The organism is Polynucleobacter sp. AP-Melu-500A-A1, assembly GCF_018882125.1.
Lineage (GTDB): Bacteria > Pseudomonadota > Gammaproteobacteria > Burkholderiales > Burkholderiaceae > Polynucleobacter.
The window spans coordinates 366,125-384,421 of sequence record NZ_JACVOZ010000003.1; the positions used below are offsets into that span (position 1 = coordinate 366,125).

General features: G+C 46.8%; 18 protein-coding genes. 6 read left to right on the forward strand and 12 right to left on the reverse strand.

Annotated features, from left to right (window positions below):
- Positions 1-135: 135 nt before the first annotated feature.
- From ICN38_RS08345 to ICN38_RS08385, 9 genes are all read right to left on the reverse strand, one after another.
- The gene (locus ICN38_RS08345) at positions 136-1,584 is read right to left on the reverse strand and encodes a DegQ family serine endoprotease (protein WP_216256603.1); all 1,449 of its coding nucleotides are present in this window, start codon (positions 1,582-1,584) and stop codon (positions 136-138) included.
- A 50-nt stretch (positions 1,585-1,634) separates the two neighbouring features.
- A complete protein-coding gene (gene fabF, locus ICN38_RS08350; RefSeq protein WP_216256604.1) occupies positions 1,635-2,882 on the reverse strand; it encodes a beta-ketoacyl-ACP synthase II in 1,248 nt (415 codons plus the stop codon).
- Positions 2,883-2,903: 21 nt separating this feature from the next.
- Positions 2,904-3,143 carry an acyl carrier protein gene (gene acpP / locus ICN38_RS08355; protein ID WP_028819177.1) on the reverse strand — a complete coding sequence of 80 codons (240 nt, stop codon included), beginning with the start codon at positions 3,141-3,143 and terminating at the stop codon, positions 2,904-2,906.
- 101 nt (positions 3,144-3,244) lie between these two features.
- A complete protein-coding gene (gene fabG / locus ICN38_RS08360; RefSeq protein ID WP_216256605.1) occupies positions 3,245-3,988 on the reverse strand; it encodes a 3-oxoacyl-ACP reductase FabG in 744 nt (247 codons plus the stop codon).
- Positions 3,989-4,020: 32 nt separating this feature from the next.
- The gene (gene fabD, locus ICN38_RS08365; RefSeq protein ID WP_216256606.1) at positions 4,021-4,956 is read right to left on the reverse strand and encodes an ACP S-malonyltransferase; all 936 of its coding nucleotides are present in this window, start codon (positions 4,954-4,956) and stop codon (positions 4,021-4,023) included.
- Positions 4,957-4,984: 28 nt separating this feature from the next.
- Positions 4,985-5,971: a beta-ketoacyl-ACP synthase III gene (locus ICN38_RS08370; protein WP_216256607.1), complete on the reverse strand. Its 987-nt coding sequence runs from the start codon at positions 5,969-5,971 to the stop codon at positions 4,985-4,987.
- The gene (plsX, locus tag ICN38_RS08375) at positions 5,968-6,981 is read right to left on the reverse strand and encodes a phosphate acyltransferase PlsX (RefSeq protein ID WP_216256608.1); all 1,014 of its coding nucleotides are present in this window, start codon (positions 6,979-6,981) and stop codon (positions 5,968-5,970) included. The genes ICN38_RS08370 and plsX overlap by 4 nt, the downstream gene beginning before the upstream one ends.
- Positions 6,982-7,064: 83 nt before the next feature.
- The gene (rpmF, locus tag ICN38_RS08380; RefSeq protein WP_011902241.1) at positions 7,065-7,244 is read right to left on the reverse strand and encodes a 50S ribosomal protein L32; all 180 of its coding nucleotides are present in this window, start codon (positions 7,242-7,244) and stop codon (positions 7,065-7,067) included.
- Between the two features lie 105 nt (positions 7,245-7,349).
- Positions 7,350-7,925 carry a DUF177 domain-containing protein gene (locus ICN38_RS08385; RefSeq protein ID WP_216256609.1) on the reverse strand — a complete coding sequence of 192 codons (576 nt, stop codon included), beginning with the start codon at positions 7,923-7,925 and terminating at the stop codon, positions 7,350-7,352.
- A gap of 43 nt (positions 7,926-7,968) precedes the next feature.
- On the opposite strand from ICN38_RS08385, the gene ICN38_RS08390 reads away from it, so the two are divergent.
- Positions 7,969-8,571, forward strand: coding sequence for a Maf family nucleotide pyrophosphatase (locus ICN38_RS08390; protein ID WP_216256610.1), 603 nt, complete (start codon positions 7,969-7,971; stop codon positions 8,569-8,571).
- Between the two features lie 3 nt (positions 8,572-8,574).
- Positions 8,575-9,345, forward strand: a complete 771-nt coding sequence (locus tag ICN38_RS08395) for an SAM-dependent methyltransferase (RefSeq protein WP_216256611.1) — start codon at positions 8,575-8,577, stop codon at positions 9,343-9,345.
- Between the two features lie 36 nt (positions 9,346-9,381).
- Here ICN38_RS08395 and sppA read toward each other — a convergent pair whose 3' ends face one another.
- From sppA to ICN38_RS08410, 3 genes are read right to left on the reverse strand one after another with little or no spacing between them, the layout of a single operon-like run.
- Complete coding sequence (sppA, locus tag ICN38_RS08400; protein WP_216256612.1) at positions 9,382-10,329, reverse strand: signal peptide peptidase SppA; 948 nt, start codon at positions 10,327-10,329, stop codon at positions 9,382-9,384.
- A gap of 55 nt (positions 10,330-10,384) precedes the next feature.
- Entirely contained in the window at positions 10,385-11,071 is a 687-nt protein-coding gene (locus tag ICN38_RS08405; protein WP_216256613.1) for an HAD-IA family hydrolase, read from the reverse strand.
- An 8-nt stretch (positions 11,072-11,079) separates the two neighbouring features.
- Positions 11,080-12,099, reverse strand: a complete 1,020-nt coding sequence (locus tag ICN38_RS08410) for an RluA family pseudouridine synthase (protein ID WP_216256861.1) — start codon at positions 12,097-12,099, stop codon at positions 11,080-11,082.
- Between the two features lie 463 nt (positions 12,100-12,562).
- Here ICN38_RS08410 and ICN38_RS08415 point away from each other — a divergent pair, with 463 nt between their 5' ends.
- The 4 genes from ICN38_RS08415 (at position 12,563) to glp (ending at position 18,290) form a co-directional block, all read left to right on the forward strand.
- Positions 12,563-15,172, forward strand: a complete 2,610-nt coding sequence (locus ICN38_RS08415; RefSeq protein ID WP_216256614.1) for an Rne/Rng family ribonuclease — start codon at positions 12,563-12,565, stop codon at positions 15,170-15,172.
- Between the two features lie 84 nt (positions 15,173-15,256).
- Positions 15,257-16,372, forward strand: coding sequence for a GTP 3',8-cyclase MoaA (moaA, locus tag ICN38_RS08420; protein ID WP_216256615.1), 1,116 nt, complete (start codon positions 15,257-15,259; stop codon positions 16,370-16,372).
- Complete coding sequence (mobA, locus tag ICN38_RS08425) at positions 16,372-16,977, forward strand: molybdenum cofactor guanylyltransferase MobA (RefSeq protein WP_216256616.1); 606 nt, start codon at positions 16,372-16,374, stop codon at positions 16,975-16,977. The genes moaA and mobA overlap by 1 nt, the downstream gene beginning before the upstream one ends.
- The gene (gene glp / locus ICN38_RS08430; RefSeq protein ID WP_216256617.1) at positions 16,974-18,290 is read left to right on the forward strand and encodes a gephyrin-like molybdotransferase Glp; all 1,317 of its coding nucleotides are present in this window, start codon (positions 16,974-16,976) and stop codon (positions 18,288-18,290) included. The genes mobA and glp overlap by 4 nt, the downstream gene beginning before the upstream one ends.
- The last annotated feature ends 7 nt before the right edge of the window (positions 18,291-18,297 follow it).

Genomic DNA, 18,297 nt, shown 5'->3' on the forward strand with positions numbered 1-18,297 from the left:
GCGTCTTATTTGGTAATTCAAAAAACGCCTTGTCAGAACGCACCACAATGATGCGCTGCAAAAAGTCGTCTTAGAGGGATTGTAATGGGTGGCGCCGATGAAGCGCCGAACCCCATTTTTAGACCTAAATTGGCCTTATTTTGGCCTTACTGGTATGATTAAGGTGCTGTCTGCGCGGCGAATAAAGACCGGAACAGCCTTATTAGCATCCAAACCCTTAACTAGGCTCTCAAACTGCTTCACGCCGGTAATATCGGCATCCCCGATGCGAATAATGACATCGCCAGGACGAATTCCCACTTTTGCCAAAGTACCGTCGCCAAGGGCAGTAACTTCAATACCCCCTTTGACGTTGAGCTCTTTTTTCTTGGCATCTGATAATTCATTCACTATCAGACCTAAAGTATTTGTACCGGAAACATTCGGAGTTGGGACATCAGCCTTCTTGGCAGCAGTTTGAGTCGATTCGCTATCGCCAACGTTCACCGATAAATCTCGAGTGGCACCCTTACGCCAAACTTGCACAGTTGCACTTGTGCCTGGTTTCGTCTCACCAACCAAACGCGGTAGATCAGTTGATTTGGCAATTTCACGGCCATTAAAACTCAGAATGACGTCACCAGCTTCGATTCCACCAATTGCTGCTGGACCACCTGGATCAACATTACGCACATAAGCACCACGAGGTTTACCTAAACCTAAGCTCTCTGCAACTTCTTTAGTCATCTCCCCTAACGCAACACCAATTCGACCGCGGGTCATTTTTCCGTTGGTACGCAATTGATCGGCTACACGCATTGCCTCATCAATCGGAATTGCAAAAGAGATACCCATGTAACCGCCAGAGCGGCTAAAAATTTGGGAATTAATACCAATCGCTTGTCCGGCAGTATTCAGAAGTGGGCCACCCGAGTTTCCAGGATTGACAGCAACGTCTGTTTGAATAAAAGGCAAATAGTCGCCAGTGTCACGGCTCTTGGCCGAGACAATCCCCGCAGTCACTGTATTCTCAAGGCCAAATGGGGAACCAATAGCCAGAACCCACTCACCCACTCTTACTCTTGAAGAATCACCTAAAGGTAACTTTGGTAAATCGCGTGCTTCAATTTTTAGTACTGCCACATCAGTACGTTTATCCATACCTAATAACTTGGCCTTGAATTCGCGCTTATCAGTCAAGGTGACATAAATAGTCGTTGCCCCTTCAACTACGTGTGCATTGGTCAAAATCAAACCATTGGTTTCGATAATGAATCCTGAGCCAACACCGCGATCAGATTCTTGCGGCTTGCCTGGATTAGGTTGAGCCTGTTTAGGATTATTGGGCACACCTGGAATAGGTACACCAAAGAAACGGCGAAAGAATTCTGCTTGATCTTCTGGCATGCCTGGTATGCCACCCTGGGCCTGTTGGACAACCACTTTTTCAGTCGTTCGAATATTGACCACGGCTGGACTCGCTTTTTCAACCAAGTCTGCAAAATCAGGAATAGTGACCCGCGGAGTTTGCGCAGAGGCAAGTGGAATAAAAGAAAACTGACCGAGGCTCAAAATAGCCAACAGCGCAATAAAGTACTTTTTCATAATGCTAGGCCTACTTGGTAAAAACCAAAAAAGTGGAGATAAAGAGAATATTAGGTCAACTTGCCAAAAATCAAGGTGCCGTTAGTACCACCAAAGCCAAAGTTGTTTTTAACCGCATGGTCAATCTTCACATCCCGGGCAGTATTGGCGCAGTAGTCCAAGTCGCATTCAGGGTCTTGATTGAAGATATTGATGGTAGGTGGGGATTTCTGGTTATGCAGGGCCAAAATAGTGAAAACGGATTCCAAGCCACCAGCACCCCCCAAAAGATGACCAGTCATTGACTTAGTGGAGTTAATTAAGGCCTTTTTGGCATGATCGCCCAAGGCTGCCTTAATGGCTTCAGTTTCGTTCTTATCACCCAAAGGTGTAGAGGTGCCATGGGCATTTAAGTACTGAATTTGATCTGGATTTAAGTGGGCGTCGCGCATGGCATTGACCATACAACGGCGAGGGCCATCCATATTGGGTGCCGTCATGTGATATGCATCGCCACTCATACCAAAACCCAGTAGTTCGCAATAGATTCTTGCGCCACGGGCTTTTGCATGTTCATACTCTTCGAGCACAACAACACCGGCACCTTCACCAAGAACAAAGCCATCACGGTCTTTATCCCATGGACGAGAAGCAGTTGCTGGATCATCGTTTCGAGTAGAAAGTGCTCTAGCTGATGCGAATCCGCCAACACCCAATGCAGAAATCGTAGATTCAGCGCCACCAGCAAGCATGACATCTGCATCGCCGTACTGAATTAAACGTGCAGCCAAACCAATACTATGCAAACCCGTAGTACACGCAGTCACTGCGGCCACGTTTGGACCTTTAAGCCCAAACAAAATACTGAGATGCCCAGAAATCATATTAATGATGGAACCTGGAACAAAGAATGGCGAGATGCGACGTGGACCCCGGGCCAATAACTCGGCACCAGTTTCTTCAATCATCGGTAAGCCACCAATGCCAGAGCCCACCATGACGCCGACACGCTCAGCGTTTTGCTCGGTAATCTCTAGACCGCTGTCACGAATCGCTTGTGAACCAGCAGCGATACCGTAATGGATAAAAGTATCCATATGGCGTGCTTCTTTCGCAGAAACATATTCTTCGACATTGAAATCTTTAACCTCACCAGCGAAATGGACGCTCAATGGAGTGTGGTCAAACTTAGTGATAGTTGCAATGCCTGATTTGCCCGCAAGCAAGTTAGACCAAGCCACATCAACTGAGTTACCAACAGGTGAGATGAGACCAAGGCCGGTAACTACTACCCGGCGTCGGCCATTTAATGCTGACACAGTAATGCCAAAGCTAGGGAATTAACCCTGAGCTTTTGATTTAGCGAAATCGATCGCGAGCTGAACGGTGGTGATCTTTTCAGCTTCCTCATCAGGAATTTCGATGCCGAATTCATCTTCCAAAGCCATTACTAGCTCAACAGTGTCAAGAGAGTCAGCGCCCAAGTCGTTCACAAAAGAAGATTCATTTTTGATATCTCCTTCTGCGACGCCCAATTGCTCAGCGACGATTTTCTTAACGCGTTGTTCGATGTTGTCCATTAATTTCCCCAGGGGTTGTAAAAAACGATGGAAGGATTTTATCAGTTTGGCGGATCGAAATAGTAAATTCGCCTAAAAATGACCAAATCCTTGCTTTGCCGTTAGGCTAAATATAGTCCGCCATTGACGTGTAGGGTATTACCCGTAATATAGCCCGCAGCTGGAGAGGCCAAAAATGCCACTGCCTGTGCCACATCCTCAGGGCTACCTAGGCGCGCTAAAGGAATGTTCACTTTTAGGGCATTTTGCTGCTCTTCACTCAAGGCGCGGGTCATATCGGTATCAATAAAGCCAGGTGCAACACAATTCACAGTGATATTTCGACTGCCAATCTCACGCGCCAAGGCGCGGGTCATACCCGAGACGCCTGCTTTTGCAGCAGCATAATTGGCTTGGCCAGCATTACCCATGTGACCAACAATAGAGGTGATATTAATAATGCGACCAGCACGCACTTTCATCATTGGGCGCAAAACAGCTTGTGACAGACGAAAAACTGAGCTTAAATTAGTGTCGATCACATCGGTCCACTCGTTATCCTTCATGCGCATTGCCAAGTTATCGCGGGTAATGCCGGCATTGTTCACCAGGATATTAATACCGCCAAAATCTTTGACGATGAGATCAATAATGTTTTCACAAGCATTTGGCTCGGTGACATTCAAAACCAAACCACGTCCACCTGAAGCTTTCAAACGCTCATCAATTGCTTTAGCCCCATCAGCGGAAGTTGCAGTACCAATCACCTTCGCCCCACATTTCATTAACTCATCTGCAATCGCTTGACCAATGCCACGCGATGCGCCAGTAACTAAGGCAATTTGTCCGCTTAAGTCGAGGTTCATATTTGTCTTTCGCTGTTTTCTCTATTGCTGTTTTATTTAACGCCAGCCAATGCTTCATTCAAGCTAGCTTCATCAAACATGGGTATGCCAGTCACTTGATCATTGATGCGCTTAGTAAGGCCAGCCAAGACCTTACCGGGACCGCATTCCACTACTTGCGTAATACCCTGCTGCCCCATGGCTTGAATAGTTTCTTGCCAACGCACAGGCTTAGCTGCCTGACGCACTAAAGCATCTTTGATGGCGATTGGATCATTTAAGATTTCAACATCAACATTGTTGATCACAGAGATTGTCGGTGCTTTAAATTCAATATTAGCTAGAAAGCCTTTGAGCTTTTCGGATGCGGGCTGCAGCAAAGAGGAATGAAATGGCGCAGAGACTGGCAAAGGTAATGCGCGCTTTGCACCGGCCGCTTTGAGTAACTCACAAGCTTTTGTCACAGCATCGCTTGCACCAGCAATCACTACTTGACCAGGCGCATTAAAGTTCACGGCCTCTACCACGCCACCAGATGCAGTGCTTGCCTCGGTGCAAAGCTGGATGACCGTTGCGTCATCCAAACCCAAAATCGCGGCCATACCACCCGTACCTACTGGTACTGCACTTTGCATAGCCTGTGCGCGAAAACGCACTAATGGCACTGCATCTTTAAATGAAATTACGCCTGCAGCAACCAATGCTGAGTACTCACCAAGACTGTGGCCAGCCATCACTTGAGGAGCCGAACCACCAGCAGCTAACCAGGCACGATAAAACGCCACACCAGCAGTCAACATCACAGGTTGAGTATTGGTAGTTAATGACAATGCCTCTGCAGGGCCTTCAGCCATTAACTTAGTAACATCCTCACCCAATGCCTCAGACGCCTCTTGCAAAGTGGCACGCACTTCAGGGCGCTGCGCAATGGAATTCAACATGCCAACGGATTGAGAGCCTTGACCAGGGAATACAAATGCAAATGTCATGTGAGTATTTTTTTGAAAGTTAAAAGAATTAGTATTTGAGTGCGACCGCGCCCCATGCAAATCCACCGCCAACGCCTTCTAATAAAAGATATTGTCCACGTTTAATTTGGCCAGAACGTACACCCGAATCCAAAGCAAGCGGGATCGAAGCAGCTGAAGTATTACCATGCTCATGCACCGTGACGATCACCTTATCCATGGACATACCCATCTTTTTGGCAGTACCTTCCATAATGCGGATATTGGCTTGATGCGGAACTAACCAATCAATTTGCTCTGGCTTGAGATTCGCCTTTTCTAATGCCTCATGAGCTACCTGCTCCAATACTTTGACCGCTAATTTAAAAACCGCTTGACCATCCATTGTCATGAAGGGTGAACCATGTACCTCACCGTTGCCTGCACGACCTGGAACGCACAAGATATCACGTTGGCTACCATCAGCATGAAGAGCAGTCGAGAGAATTCCTGCTTCTGAAGAAGCCTCTAAGACTATTGCGCCGGCACCATCACCAAATAATACGCAGGTACCACGATCTTGAAAATCCAGAATACGTGAGAAAGTTTCCGCGCCAACCACCAATACTTTTTTGTAAGTACCACAACGAATAAATGCATCAGCAGTTGCCATGGCATAAGTAAATCCTGCGCAGACTGCCTGAATATCAAAAGCGGCACAAGCGGTATGAGCGCCTAATTTATCTTGTAATACACAAGCTGTACTTGGAAACCCGCCCAAATGATCTGGGGTAGAGGTTGCCAAAATAATGAGATCTAAATCACTAGACGTGATTCCGGAACTACTGAGTGCAGCTTGAGCAGCTTTAAGCGCCAAGTCACTGGTGAGTTCATTTTCAGCAGCGAAATGTCGCGCGGAAATCCCGCTACGCGTTGTAATCCACTCATCGCTAGTCTCTAAGCCATTCTTCGCCAAGCGCTCAACTAAATCTTGATTCGTTAAACGCAGATCTGGAAGATAACTTCCTGTACCGGCCACTCTTGAGTAAATACTCATTCTTTTATCTCCGCTACAAAGGCTCCAGCAATGCGGTCAACCATACGATTCTTTGCAGCCTCATAGGCGCGATCCAAGGCAAAACCAAAGGCAAAACGATCTGCAGAGCCATGGCTTTTAATCACACAGCCCCGTAAACCTAACAATACAGCACCGTTGTAACGACGATGATCGACGCGCTTGCGTACTCTCAATAATGGCACCATCGCACAAATTGCCATTAATTTAGTTAACAACGAGCGATTAAATTCTTCACGAATCATGCCGCTCATCATTTTTGCTAGACCTTCGCTTGCCTTCAAAACCACATTACCTACAAATCCATCACAGACTACGATATCGGTAGTGCCCTTAAAAATATCATTACCTTCTACGTTGCCATAAAAGTTTAAATTTGTTTGACGTAATAGCTCGCTAGTTTGTTTGACGACCTCATTACCCTTGATCACCTCTTCACCAATATTCAAAAGGCCAATAGAAGGATTTTGTTTACCGTCCACTACTTGGACCATGACATTGGCCATTTGAGCAAACTGTACTAGGTGCATGGGCTCACAGTCAGCATTCGCACCCAGATCAAGCATGGTGGTGCCCCCACCCAATTCATTTGGTATCGCAGTAGCAATAGCCGGACGATCAACTCCTTCAAGAGTTTTAAGAACATAGCGTGAAATCGCCATCAGAGCGCCGGTATTGCCCGAAGAAATGATGGCGTCAGCCGCGCCATCTTTTACTTGCTCGATAGCAACGCGCATTGACGAATCTTTTTTTCGACGCAAAGCTACCTCAATGGAATCATCCATTAAAACGACTTCACTGGCGGAAATAATTTGAATGCGCTCAAGCGGCGCTTTAGGAAAATGACTCAGGGCTTGTTGGATTGCACTGGCATCACCTACCAATGTCATTTTCACATCGGCATGCTTTTCCAAAAAATCGCAGGCAGCCGGAACCGTAACGACGACTCCATGATCTCCGCCCATGGCATCAATAGCTAGAGTAACGCTCATAAACTCATTGAATGCAGCAAGTGATTTATCCAAGAAAAAAGCGGCTTGTAGTGGAGCCGCTTCGATCTTTTTAGACTAAAAAATTAGTCGTTTTTAGTTTTAACTACCTTACGACCACGATAGTAGCCGTTTGGTGAGATGTGGTGGCGCAAATGAGCCTCACCAGTTGTGGCTTCAACAGCCGTAGCAGGTGCGGTCAAAAAGTCGTGCGCACGGTGCATGCCACGTTTGGAAGGTGATTTTTTATTTTGTTGAACGGCCATATTGAACTCCTAAGCAAGGCGATATTCTAACATGGAAAAGCGTCTAAATGCTTGATTTAACTATAAACACTATGTAAAACAACATCCCCTAAAAAGCCTACTTTTTCAATTTTTCTTCATATTTTTCAATACTTTAAAGGGATTTTCAGGTTTTCCAGCAGCCTCATCGGCATCCTCCACGCCAAAGCTTGAAGCATGGGGCTCGCAAAATCCATCAGGGTGCTTTGGAATCAAAGGCAGAGACAGCAAAATCTCATCTTCAAGGGTTTCTAGAAGGTTGAAATGCTGGCTGGCCACTAATGGCTCCTGCTCCTCATCCTCCATGGGGTAGTCGTCCGCCTCAACTTCGGAGGCCACCAGAACAAAACGACGCGTTTCGGCAAGATTCACGGCACAGTCTTGCAAGCAGCGCTGACAAACCAAATGAAGTCGCCCATTCAGCCCGATATCGAGGATTTGACGAGGCTCACTACCAGGCGAATCCTCAAAATGAGTCCGCATTTGCCAATCAAATCCATCGCCCGAATGGATCACGGAAGCCTCCTCGGCAAGTCTTGGCAGATCGGAGATGCTTAAAAAGCCACCCCCTTGATAGGTCTGTGGGACACATAAATCGACCTTTTTTAAAGCGCTTAACTCTGCCGATAACTGAATTTGAGGTAAAACTTGATTACGATTCATGACATCAGTCTAAATCAAGCCCCCTTTGAAAGTACATTTAGTAATGAGTATTTCGACCAATCCCCTACTGATCCTGGCATCGACCTCGGTGTATCGCCGTGACCTTTTAAAGCGCTTACGTATCCCATTTGAAGTGATTTCCCCCAAGGTAGATGAAACACCACTGACTGGAGAAAGCACTCTCGACTTAGCAATGCGGCTGGCCAATGCCAAAGCCAAAGCTGTTGCTAATGAATATCCCCATGCGTGGGTAATTGGCTCCGATCAAGTTGCAGATCTTTGTGGGGCTGCCATTGGTAAGCCTGGTAATTTTGAGAGGGCCTTCGCGCAACTTCAACTGATGCGAGGTGCAACTGTCACTTTTCATACTGCGCTTTGTCTCATGAAAGGCAATGAGCAAACTACTTTGAGCGTGTCCACTGAAGTAACTTTTCGCAAACTGTCGGATGCGGAATTGGAATCGTATTTGCTAGCTGAGGAGCCCTATGATTGTGCTGGTAGCGCCAAGTCAGAAGGTTTGGGTATTAGTCTTTTGGAATCCATCAAAAGTGATGATCCCACAGCACTCATTGGCTTACCGCTCATAGCATTAACAGGTTTATTACGGGATGCTGGCTTTACCATTCCGCCTCGCAGCGGAAAATAATTGATGAGTAAGCTTGGCACTCTTTATTTGGTTCCCAACACATTGGGTGATGAGGCTCGCACTGCGCAATTACCATGGGTACTTCCAAATGAAACGATTACCCAAGCCGCTAAGCTAAAGCACTGGATTGTTGAAGATGCCAAAACAGCACGCGCACTACTTAAAGCAATCGATAGCGTTTCTCCTTTAATTTGCAGTATTCAAGAAATGCAAATGGGTGAATGGCGTGGTACCGCCCGCAATGCTAAGTATGGTGATGACGTCAAGCCCACCGATCTTCTCAAACCCTTACTGGCTGGCAATGATATGGGCCTCATGTCAGAAGCGGGAGTGCCCGGCGTTGCTGATCCTGGGGCAGAACTAGTATTGGCGGCCCACAAATTGGGAGCAATAGTAAAACCATTAATTGGGCCTAGTTCAATCCTATTAGGCTTAATGGCTAGCGGCCTGAATGGTCAACGCTTTGCATTTCAAGGTTATCTACCGCAAGACATACATGAGCGTAGCGCCAAACTAAAACAACTCGAAGTGGAGTCGAGAAAATTTCAACAGACGCAAATATGGATTGAGACGCCTTATCGCAATACCACAATGCTCATGGCCTGCCTAAGCACTTTGGCACCGCAAACATTACTTTGTCTAAGCGTAGATTTAAGTTTGCCTGCAGAAATGATCCTCACCCTCTCAATTGCACAATGGCGCAAACGCTATCCCAATGAAGCTGCGTGTAGCCCATTACAAAATAGGCCAACCGTATTTCTACTGCTGGCCTAGATGTGATTATTGAATCTTCTTTTGGATTTGTATTTTTTACTTCAAATCTGGAGCTTTAATTAAAGCCTTACCAGCCGCCGCACCAGCTTCAGCACCAAAGCGCTTAGCAACACGCTCGGCAAAGTTTTCTTTCATGGTGTAGTCCAAGATATCTGGGGCCTTAAAGACATCACGCGCTACCGTTTCTACTGTTCCGTAGCCATCCACTAGACCGATCTTAATAGCCTGCTCGCCATTCCAAACACGGCCAGAAAATAAGTCTGGCGTCTCTTTTAAGCGTGAACCACGGCCCTCTTTCACCACTGCAATGAATTGCTGGTGAATTTCATCGATCATGGTTTTAATCATTTCCACTTGCTTTGGATTTTCTTTACTAAACGGATCCAGCATGCCCTTGTTGGACCCTGCTGTGATCATGCGACGGGTCACGCCCAATTTATCCATGAGACCCGTAAAACCAAAGCCTTCCATAATGACACCGATGGATCCAACCAAACTCGCTTTATCTACCAAGATTTGGTCTGCAGCAACCGCTACGTAGTAGCCTCCAGAGGCACAGATATCCTCAACTACTACATAAAAAGGCTTCTTCGGGTAGAGCTTACGCAAACGATGAATTTCATCATTGATCATGCCTGCTTGAACTGGTGATCCACCAGGACTATTAATACGCAGGACAACGCCAGCACTATTCTCATTCTCAAAAGCAGAAACGAGCGAAGAATTGATATCCAACGCATTGGCCATCGAGCTAGAGGAAATTTCACCATCCAAAGTCACCATCGCAGTATGTTTTTCCACTCCCATACCTCGACCAGGAATATGAAAATCAAATACAGCGATCACTATGGCTACGATGACCAACAAAGTGAGGACGCGCAATACAGCCTTCCAACGACGTGCCTTACGTGTTTCTTTTAAGTTCTCTAGCAACAAGTGCTCGAGCGCCTGACGTTCCCAATTTGGGTTAGGGTTATTTTCCATTTTGCAAATTCCTTAGCAATACATTTTCAAATTGAAGGTCTATAAAGAGCTTAGTTTAAGTAGAAACGGTAAGATTTTCTTTGAGCCATTTCGATAACTGAGCTACATCATCCACATGGGCCAAAGAGGATGATTCTTTAAGGGTCTCCGGGGGATGTGCGCCATAAGTCACCGCGACTGCATCCACACCAGCATTAGCGGCCATATCTAAATCATGCGTAGTGTCGCCAATCATCAATATACGACGCGTTGGCACCTGAGTAACATCCGATAACTCCAGCAACATGCCTGGATGAGGTTTAGAAAAAGACTCGTCAGCAGTTCGCGTTTCATGAAACAAATGCCCTATCTGGTGATGTTTCAGAGAGCGATCTAATCCAACACGAGATTTTCCAGTAGCAACCCCTAATAAATACTTATCGGCACGCAAACTTTCTAACAACTCACGAATCCCAACAAATAAATCTAACTCATGGTCTTTGGCTAAATAGTGGAAACGAAAACGGTCTGTTAGTTTTTGAAAGTGCACTGGATCGACCCAAGGAACTGCTCTGCGTAATGAGTCATGAATACCTAGCCCAATGACTGAGCTTGCCAAAGCATCGTCTGGTACTTGAAAACCTAAGTCACGACAAGACTGCTGAATACAGTGAACAATAGTGGGCGTGGAATCCATAATAGTTCCATCCCAGTCCCACACAATCAGGTCATAGCGCCGATCTGCATTATTTGATTGAGGCATCTTGAGCTTTATTCGTTTTCATAAATAGTCTTCGGTAACTGCTCAAATGCATTCATCATCGCCGAAAATTCAGCAGGTAGTGGCGATTCAATCCGCATTTTTTCGCCAGTTCTTGGATGGGTAAATCCTGCTAAATGAGCATGCAAATAGAGTCTTTTGGATTTAATTTGTTTATCTTGATCTTCAAAACCATATTTATCATCACCCAAAATAGCATGCCCTAACTTTTGCAAGTGCACGCGAATCTGATGTGTGCGTCCTGTTTTTAACTGCGCTTCTGCCAGAGTAATGGCAACCTCCTCACGTTGAAAGGTTTTCGTCACGCGCAAAGCAGTATGACTTGGTAGACCATCTGGATCAACCCGTACACGGCGTTCACCATTAGCTAGCAAGTACTTATGCAGTGGGAACTTGAGTTGCATTACCTGAGCACCCTGAGCAATCTCTCCATGCGCCAGTAGGTAATAGCGCTTATCGGTATGCCCTTCCCGAATCTGTCGGTGCATCTCTACCAGAGCACTTCGTTTTTTAGCCAGTAGTAATACACCAGAGGTATCGCGATCTAAGCGGTGAACTAGTTCCAAAAATTTGAGTTCGGGACGCGTAATCCGCAAAGTTTCAATCACCCCCAGAGCTATTCCTGAGCCACCATGGACTGCCAGACCAGCGGGCTTATCCACAATTAAAAGCGCCTCGTCCTCAAACAGGATTGGCATTTTGTCTGAATAGCCTTGAGCCCGAGATTTGGTTTGGGCGGTACTGACTGCCGCCATCTGAGCAGGTTCAGCGATCCGTACCGGTGGAACTCGGACTACATCACCCTCAATCAATCGAGTGGTGGGTTCAGCCCGTTTCTTGTTTACTCGGACCTCTCCTGAACGAATAATTCGATAAACGTGACTTTTGGGTACGCCCTTGGCCCAGCGTAATAAATAGTTATCTAAGCGTTGTCCTGCCTCTTCTGGACCAATAGTCTGCAAATGGACTGCGGGGACTGCTTTTGGCTTGGATACTGGGTCGGATTTCATCATTCATCTCTCTGTCCACCTCCATATGGGGCGTCAAGGGACTCAACAATACCCCATTGTCATTCAACTTGTGCCGTATAATCAATGCTCTAGCCAATTTATTGGCTTGATCCCAACCTAATTCAGGTTTGTATCGTGGAGCTTGGAGTCGCCCTTTAAATGACTCCCGGGGTTGCCCCTCCCCCGTTGTAATGAGGCGCAGGGTTGGTGTGCCGTATGCCGCGACCCGCGATTAGAAGACAGTTTTCAGGCGCGCGCCTGCATTGATGACCTAAAGGAGGTCTCTGCGGCGATCGTCAAGTGTGGCACTAATCTAACCGAAGGTTATGTTGGTGAACTAGGCAAAAGTAGTCTAGATATGCATGATCCACACTCATAAACCGCCTCGGGCTTTGTCCTAAGTGGTATCTAACCTGTCCCCTAACGCAGCGCGCAGCGACGCCCTCCCCCATAGGAGAGTGTTATGAAACGCATGTTATTTAATGCAACTCAACAAGAAGAGTTGCGAGTTGCCATCGTTGATGGTCAAAAACTCATTGATATCGATATCGAAGCTGCCGGCCGTGAACAACGCAAAGGCAATATCTACAAAGGTGTCATTACCCGCATTGAACCCTCGCTTGAGGCTTGCTTTGTCAATTACGGCGAAGAACGCCACGGCTTCTTACCATTTAAAGAAGTGGCTCGAACCTACTTTAAAGAAGGTGTAGATGTTCGTAACGCCTCTATTAAAGATGCCTTGCGTGAAGGCCAAGAAATTATTGTTCAGGTAGAAAAAGAAGAGCGAGGCCAAAAAGGTGCTGCTCTGACCTCCTTTGTCTCCCTGGCAGGTCGCTATTTAGTATTAATGCCAAATAACCCGCGTGGTGGTGGCGTCTCTCGCCGTATTGAAGGCGAAGATCGCCAAGAACTCCGTGAAGCCATGTCGCAATTAGAAGTGCCAGATGGCATGAGCATCATTGCGCGTACTGCTGGAATTGGCCGCGATGCCACTGAACTCCAGTGGGACTTAAGCTATTTAATGCAGTTATGGAAAGCGATTGATGAAGCTGCTAAAGGCAACTCAGCACCCCTGCTGATTTACCTCGAGTCCAGTCTCGTTATTCGTGCAATTCGGGATTATTTCCAACCAGATATTGGTGAGATCCTCATCGACACCGATGACATCTACGAACAAGCTGCTGCCTTCATGTCAGTAGTGATGCCGGATAACCTGCCAAGAGTAAAGCGCTATCAAGATGATGTGCCTTTGTTCTCCCGTTTCCAAATTGAGCATCAGATTGAAACTGCCTATTCACGTACAGTACCGCTTCCATCTGGCGGTGCTATTGTGATTGATCATACTGAAGCGCTCGTTTCAGTAGACGTTAACTCTGCACGGGCAACACGTGGCTCTGATATTGAAGAGACTGCGACCCGTACTAACTTAGAAGCTGCAGATGAAATCGCTCGACAAGCGCGTTTACGCGACTTGGGTGGCTTGATCGTGATTGACTTCATCGATATGGAGTCCAGCAAAGCTCAGAAGGATGTCGAGAATCGTTTGCGCGATGCGTTGCGTCATGATCGTGCACGCGTGCAAATGGGCAAGATTTCCAAGTTTGGCTTAATGGAGATGTCTCGCCAACGCCTGCGCCCAGCCCTTTCCGAAGGCAGCCATGTGACTTGCCCACGTTGTAACGGCACTGGCCATATTCGTGATACCGAATCTTCTGCATTACAAGTACTACGCATTATTCAAGAAGAGGCAATGAAAGAGAATACAGCGGCAATTCATACTCAAGTACCAGTTGAAGTAGCTGCTTTCCTCTTGAATGAAAAACGTGCAGAAGTCATCAAGATTGAGACACGTTTTAAAGTCAATGTCTTAATGGTTCCAAATAAGCATCTAGAAACGCCGCATTACAAACTAGAGCGTTTGCGTCATGACGATCCTCGTCTTGATGACCAAAAGGCTAGCTATGTCATGGCTGAAGAGGCTGCTCGCGAATTAGAAACGGATACGACGGTTAGCCGTAAGGATGCTGAAGTCAAAGTGCGTCCTGAAGCAGCTGTTAAAGGCATTACGCCAACTCAACCTGCGCCTATTAGCCAACCTCGCCCTGCTCGCACTGAAACAGTGGCTGTAGAAAGTTCTGGTGGATTATTTGGCTTTATTAAACGCATCTTCTCCACAGCACCTGCGGTAGAAGAGAAGCCAGCGCCAACGAATAGTCGTGGTCGCAATCAGGGTCGTAATGGTGATCGCAATAATCGTAACCGCGGTCGTCGTGGCGATAGAGGAGATCGTGCAGAACGTCCTGCGGTAACTGCTGCTGAAGGCGCACCTGCCGAAGGTAGTAATAACAACCGTAACGGTAATCGCAACAATCGTAACGGTAATCGCAACAATCAAAATGGTCCGAAACCAGAACGTCAAGAGGGCGCTCGCAATCAAGTTACTCCTGCTGCAGTAACACCAGCAACAGAGGCTGCCCCTGGTAGTGAAGTAGCTACAAATGCTGATGGTGAAGAGCGTCGTGGTCGTGGTCGCAATCGTCGTGGTCGTGGTCGTGGTCAACGCGAACGTGGCGAAAATACTGAGACAACAGCTGATGTACCTGCCGCTGTAGCTGCAAGTACTCCAACTTTCTCAGGACCTCCCGTTGGAATGGCTGGTGCATCTGCAAGCATGCCAATCCAAAATATTACGAACAGTTTTGCTACCGCCAAGCCTGCAATGGAAAAGCAAGAAAGAGCACCTCGTGCTCCACGTGCCCCGCGTCCTACTCAAGCGGCAACACCAGCTCCAGTAGTGGCAGTAGCTACCGCGATTGAAATCATTGCCAAGCCAATGCCTGAACTTCCTAAAGTAGCCTTCCAGGCGCTTGAAGAAAAGCCACTGCATAGCGTTGTGCAATCTGCAGGAATGATCTGGGTAGCAACGGACTCTGGCAAACATGCTGAGGTTCAAGGTCAGATTCAGGCGGAGCCAACAAAAGAAAATTTGGGTAGAAGCCCAAAACCTGCAGCTAGCCTGCCAGATGGTCCAATGGTTATAGTTGAAACCGGCGGCCAAGAAAAAACGGTTTAAAGCTTTTTCTCCAGACTGCCATTTATCCCACAAGGATATTTGGTGGTTTGGCAGAAACCCCGTTTCACATCCATAATTCAGAATATGGTTGAAAAAGTAATCCCGATTCGGATCGACGAAGGCAAAGGCCTTGTGCCGTCTATTCCTGAGCAGCTAGTAGCACCTCATGCTCATACCCAAGATGCGCGTGGTCGAACCTTACGCGACCTACGAATATCAGTAACGGATCGCTGCAACTTTCGCTGCACTTATTGCATGCCCAAAGAAGTCTTTGATCAAAGCTACCCTTATCTTTCTCATCAAGAATTACTTAGCTTTGAAGAAATTACACGCCTTAGCTCAATCTTTACAAGTTTAGGTGTTGAAAAGATCCGTCTTACTGGTGGCGAGCCCTTGCTCCGCAAAAATTTAGAAGTTCTTATTGGCATGCTGGCACAACTGCATACCCCTGAAGGCAAGCCTCTAGATCTGACTTTAACTACCAATGGCAGCATCTTGCGCAAAAAAGCGGCTGCACTCAAAGCGGCTGGTTTGCAAAGGCTCACTATTAGCCTTGATGGTCTGAATGATGAGGCCTTTAAGAAAATGAATGATGTTGATTTTCCAGTAGCCGATGTATTGGATGGCATCCTAGCTGCACAAGAAGTTGGCTTTGAAAATATCAAGGTCAATATGGTGGTTAAAAAAGGATGTAATGATCACGAAATTATTGCGATGGCGAAACACTTCAAGAATACCGGCATCATCCTGCGATTCATTGAGTTCATGGATGTTGGCAGCTCTAATGGCTGGAATATGGCCCAAGTACTCCCCTCCAAAGAAGTGATTGCTCAGATCAATGAAGTTTTCCCACTAGAACCTATAGAAGCGAATTACTCTGGTGAAGTCGCTCAGCGCTGGCGCTATCTCGATGGATCGGGAGAAATCGGCGTCATCTCTAGTGTGACCCAAACTTTCTGTCACGAATGCACTCGTGCCCGCATCTCTACAGACGGTCAAATGTATCAATGCTTGTTTGCCAATCAAGGATATGATTTCAAAACCATGATGCGCTCTGGACGTAGCGATTTAGAAATTGCCAATGCCATTATGAATACTTGGGCAGCTCGCGATGATCACTACTCTGAAATTCGAGGATCTAATACTGCCAACCCATCGACCGGTAGTCGCAAAGTCGAAATGTCTTACATCGGCGGCTAATGATTGCGGCGGATCTTATTACTGGACTGATCCTTGCTGGTGGGAGAGCGCAACGAATGGGTGGGATCGATAAAGGACTGATTCCATTTTTAGGTAAACCGCTGATTGCCTCCGCAATTGCTCGTCTTCAGAATCAAGTTGGTCCTATCCTCATTAATGCCAATCGTAATATCACCAAATATGCGATTTATGGATATCCTGTAGTGATGGATGAAACCCCAGATTTTTCCGGACCACTAGCGGGATTTTCTGCTGGACTTAAAGCATGTAAAACGCCGTATATGCTCACCTCTCCATGCGACTCACCCCTACTTCCCTTGGAGCTTGCATCAGAGCTTACTCATGAAATGGAACGTGGTGATTTTCAGCTAGTCTTTGCATCAAGCCAAGAGCCTGATGGCAAGGTTTGGGCGCAACCCGTTTTCTGTTTAATGCGAACAGATGTACTAGAGTCTCTTGAGCAATTTTTACAAAAAGGAGATTTCAAAATTGACCGCTGGTTTAAAGAGTTACGTTCGAGCACCATCATTTTTAATGATGCCAATGCCTTTGCAAATGTCAATACTTTGCAAGAGCTGCAGAACTTAGAGAAAATATCTCAATGAAACACTCTCCTAACAGTCCGATTCTTCTGAGCTCATCTTTGCATGTAGATGAGGCTCGCAAAGCGATTGCGCAAATGGTCAATGAGCTCGTTGCCGAATCGAAGGCTCTCAATAATCCTGCTGATATCGAGACTGTTTCTTTAGATCAAGCGATTAATCGAATTTTGGCAGCAGATGTTTTATCTCCGATTGATGTGCCATCAGCTGATAACTCAGCTATGGATGGCTTTGCTTTTCATAGTCAATGCCTTGATACCAGCTCTCCCGAAATTGAACTTTCGGTAGTTGGCACTGCGTTTGCTGGCAAGCCTTATGAAGGCAAGGTGGTTGCTGGTCAATGCCTCAAAATCATGACTGGTGCCCTGATGCCGCCTGACTGCGATACGGTGATACCGCAAGAATTCACAGAATCAGTCGATAACTTACAGATTCGCTTTAAACAAAATCAAGTGAGGCCTGGGGAGAATCGTCGCTTACGTGGTGAAGACTTGCAAAAAGATAAGCCAGCAATTCTTGCGGGTCGTCTATTACGCCCCTCTGATTTAGGCTTAGCGGCATCTCTTGGCATTGCCTCCCTCAATGTAAACCGTAAACTGAAGGTGGCTATTCTGTCTTCAGGAGACGAACTGAGGGCGCTGGGTCAACCGTTAGACAGTGGGAGTATTTACGACAGTAACCGCTATAGCCTAACCGGACTACTCAATCGCCTTAACTTAGACATTATTGACTGTGGCATTGTGCGCGACGATCCCACCTCGCTGAAAGAGGCTTTCTGCCAAGCGGCAAAAGAGGCTGATGTTCTCATTTCTTCGGGAGGGGTCTCAGTAGGAGAGGCAGATTTCACTAAACAAATCATGCAAGAGTTAGGGGATGTTGGATTTTGGAAGATTGCTATGAGGCCAGGACGTCCAATGGCATTTGGCATGCTCAAGCCTGTTCCTGGAAAATCTCCAGCACGCAAAACACTATTTTTTGGATTGCCCGGTAATCCCGTAGCAGTGATGGTGACTTTCTACCAATTTGTTCGAGGGGCTCTTTTGCAACTCAATGGTGCCAAGCAAACCGAACCTGCTTTAACCCAAGCGATTTCCGAGTTGCCGATTCGCAAGAAACCTGGTCGTACCGAATTTCAACGCGCTATATTGGGACGCGGTCCTGATGGCAAGCCAACCGTGAAGCTGACTGGTAGCCAAGGTGCCGGCATTCTGCGTTCGATGAGCGAAGCTAATTGCTTTGTGATCCTGCATCAGGATCAGGGAAATATAGCTGCTGGTGAATGGGTAGATGTAGCGCTTTTTGATGGACTGCTTTAAGATTGCG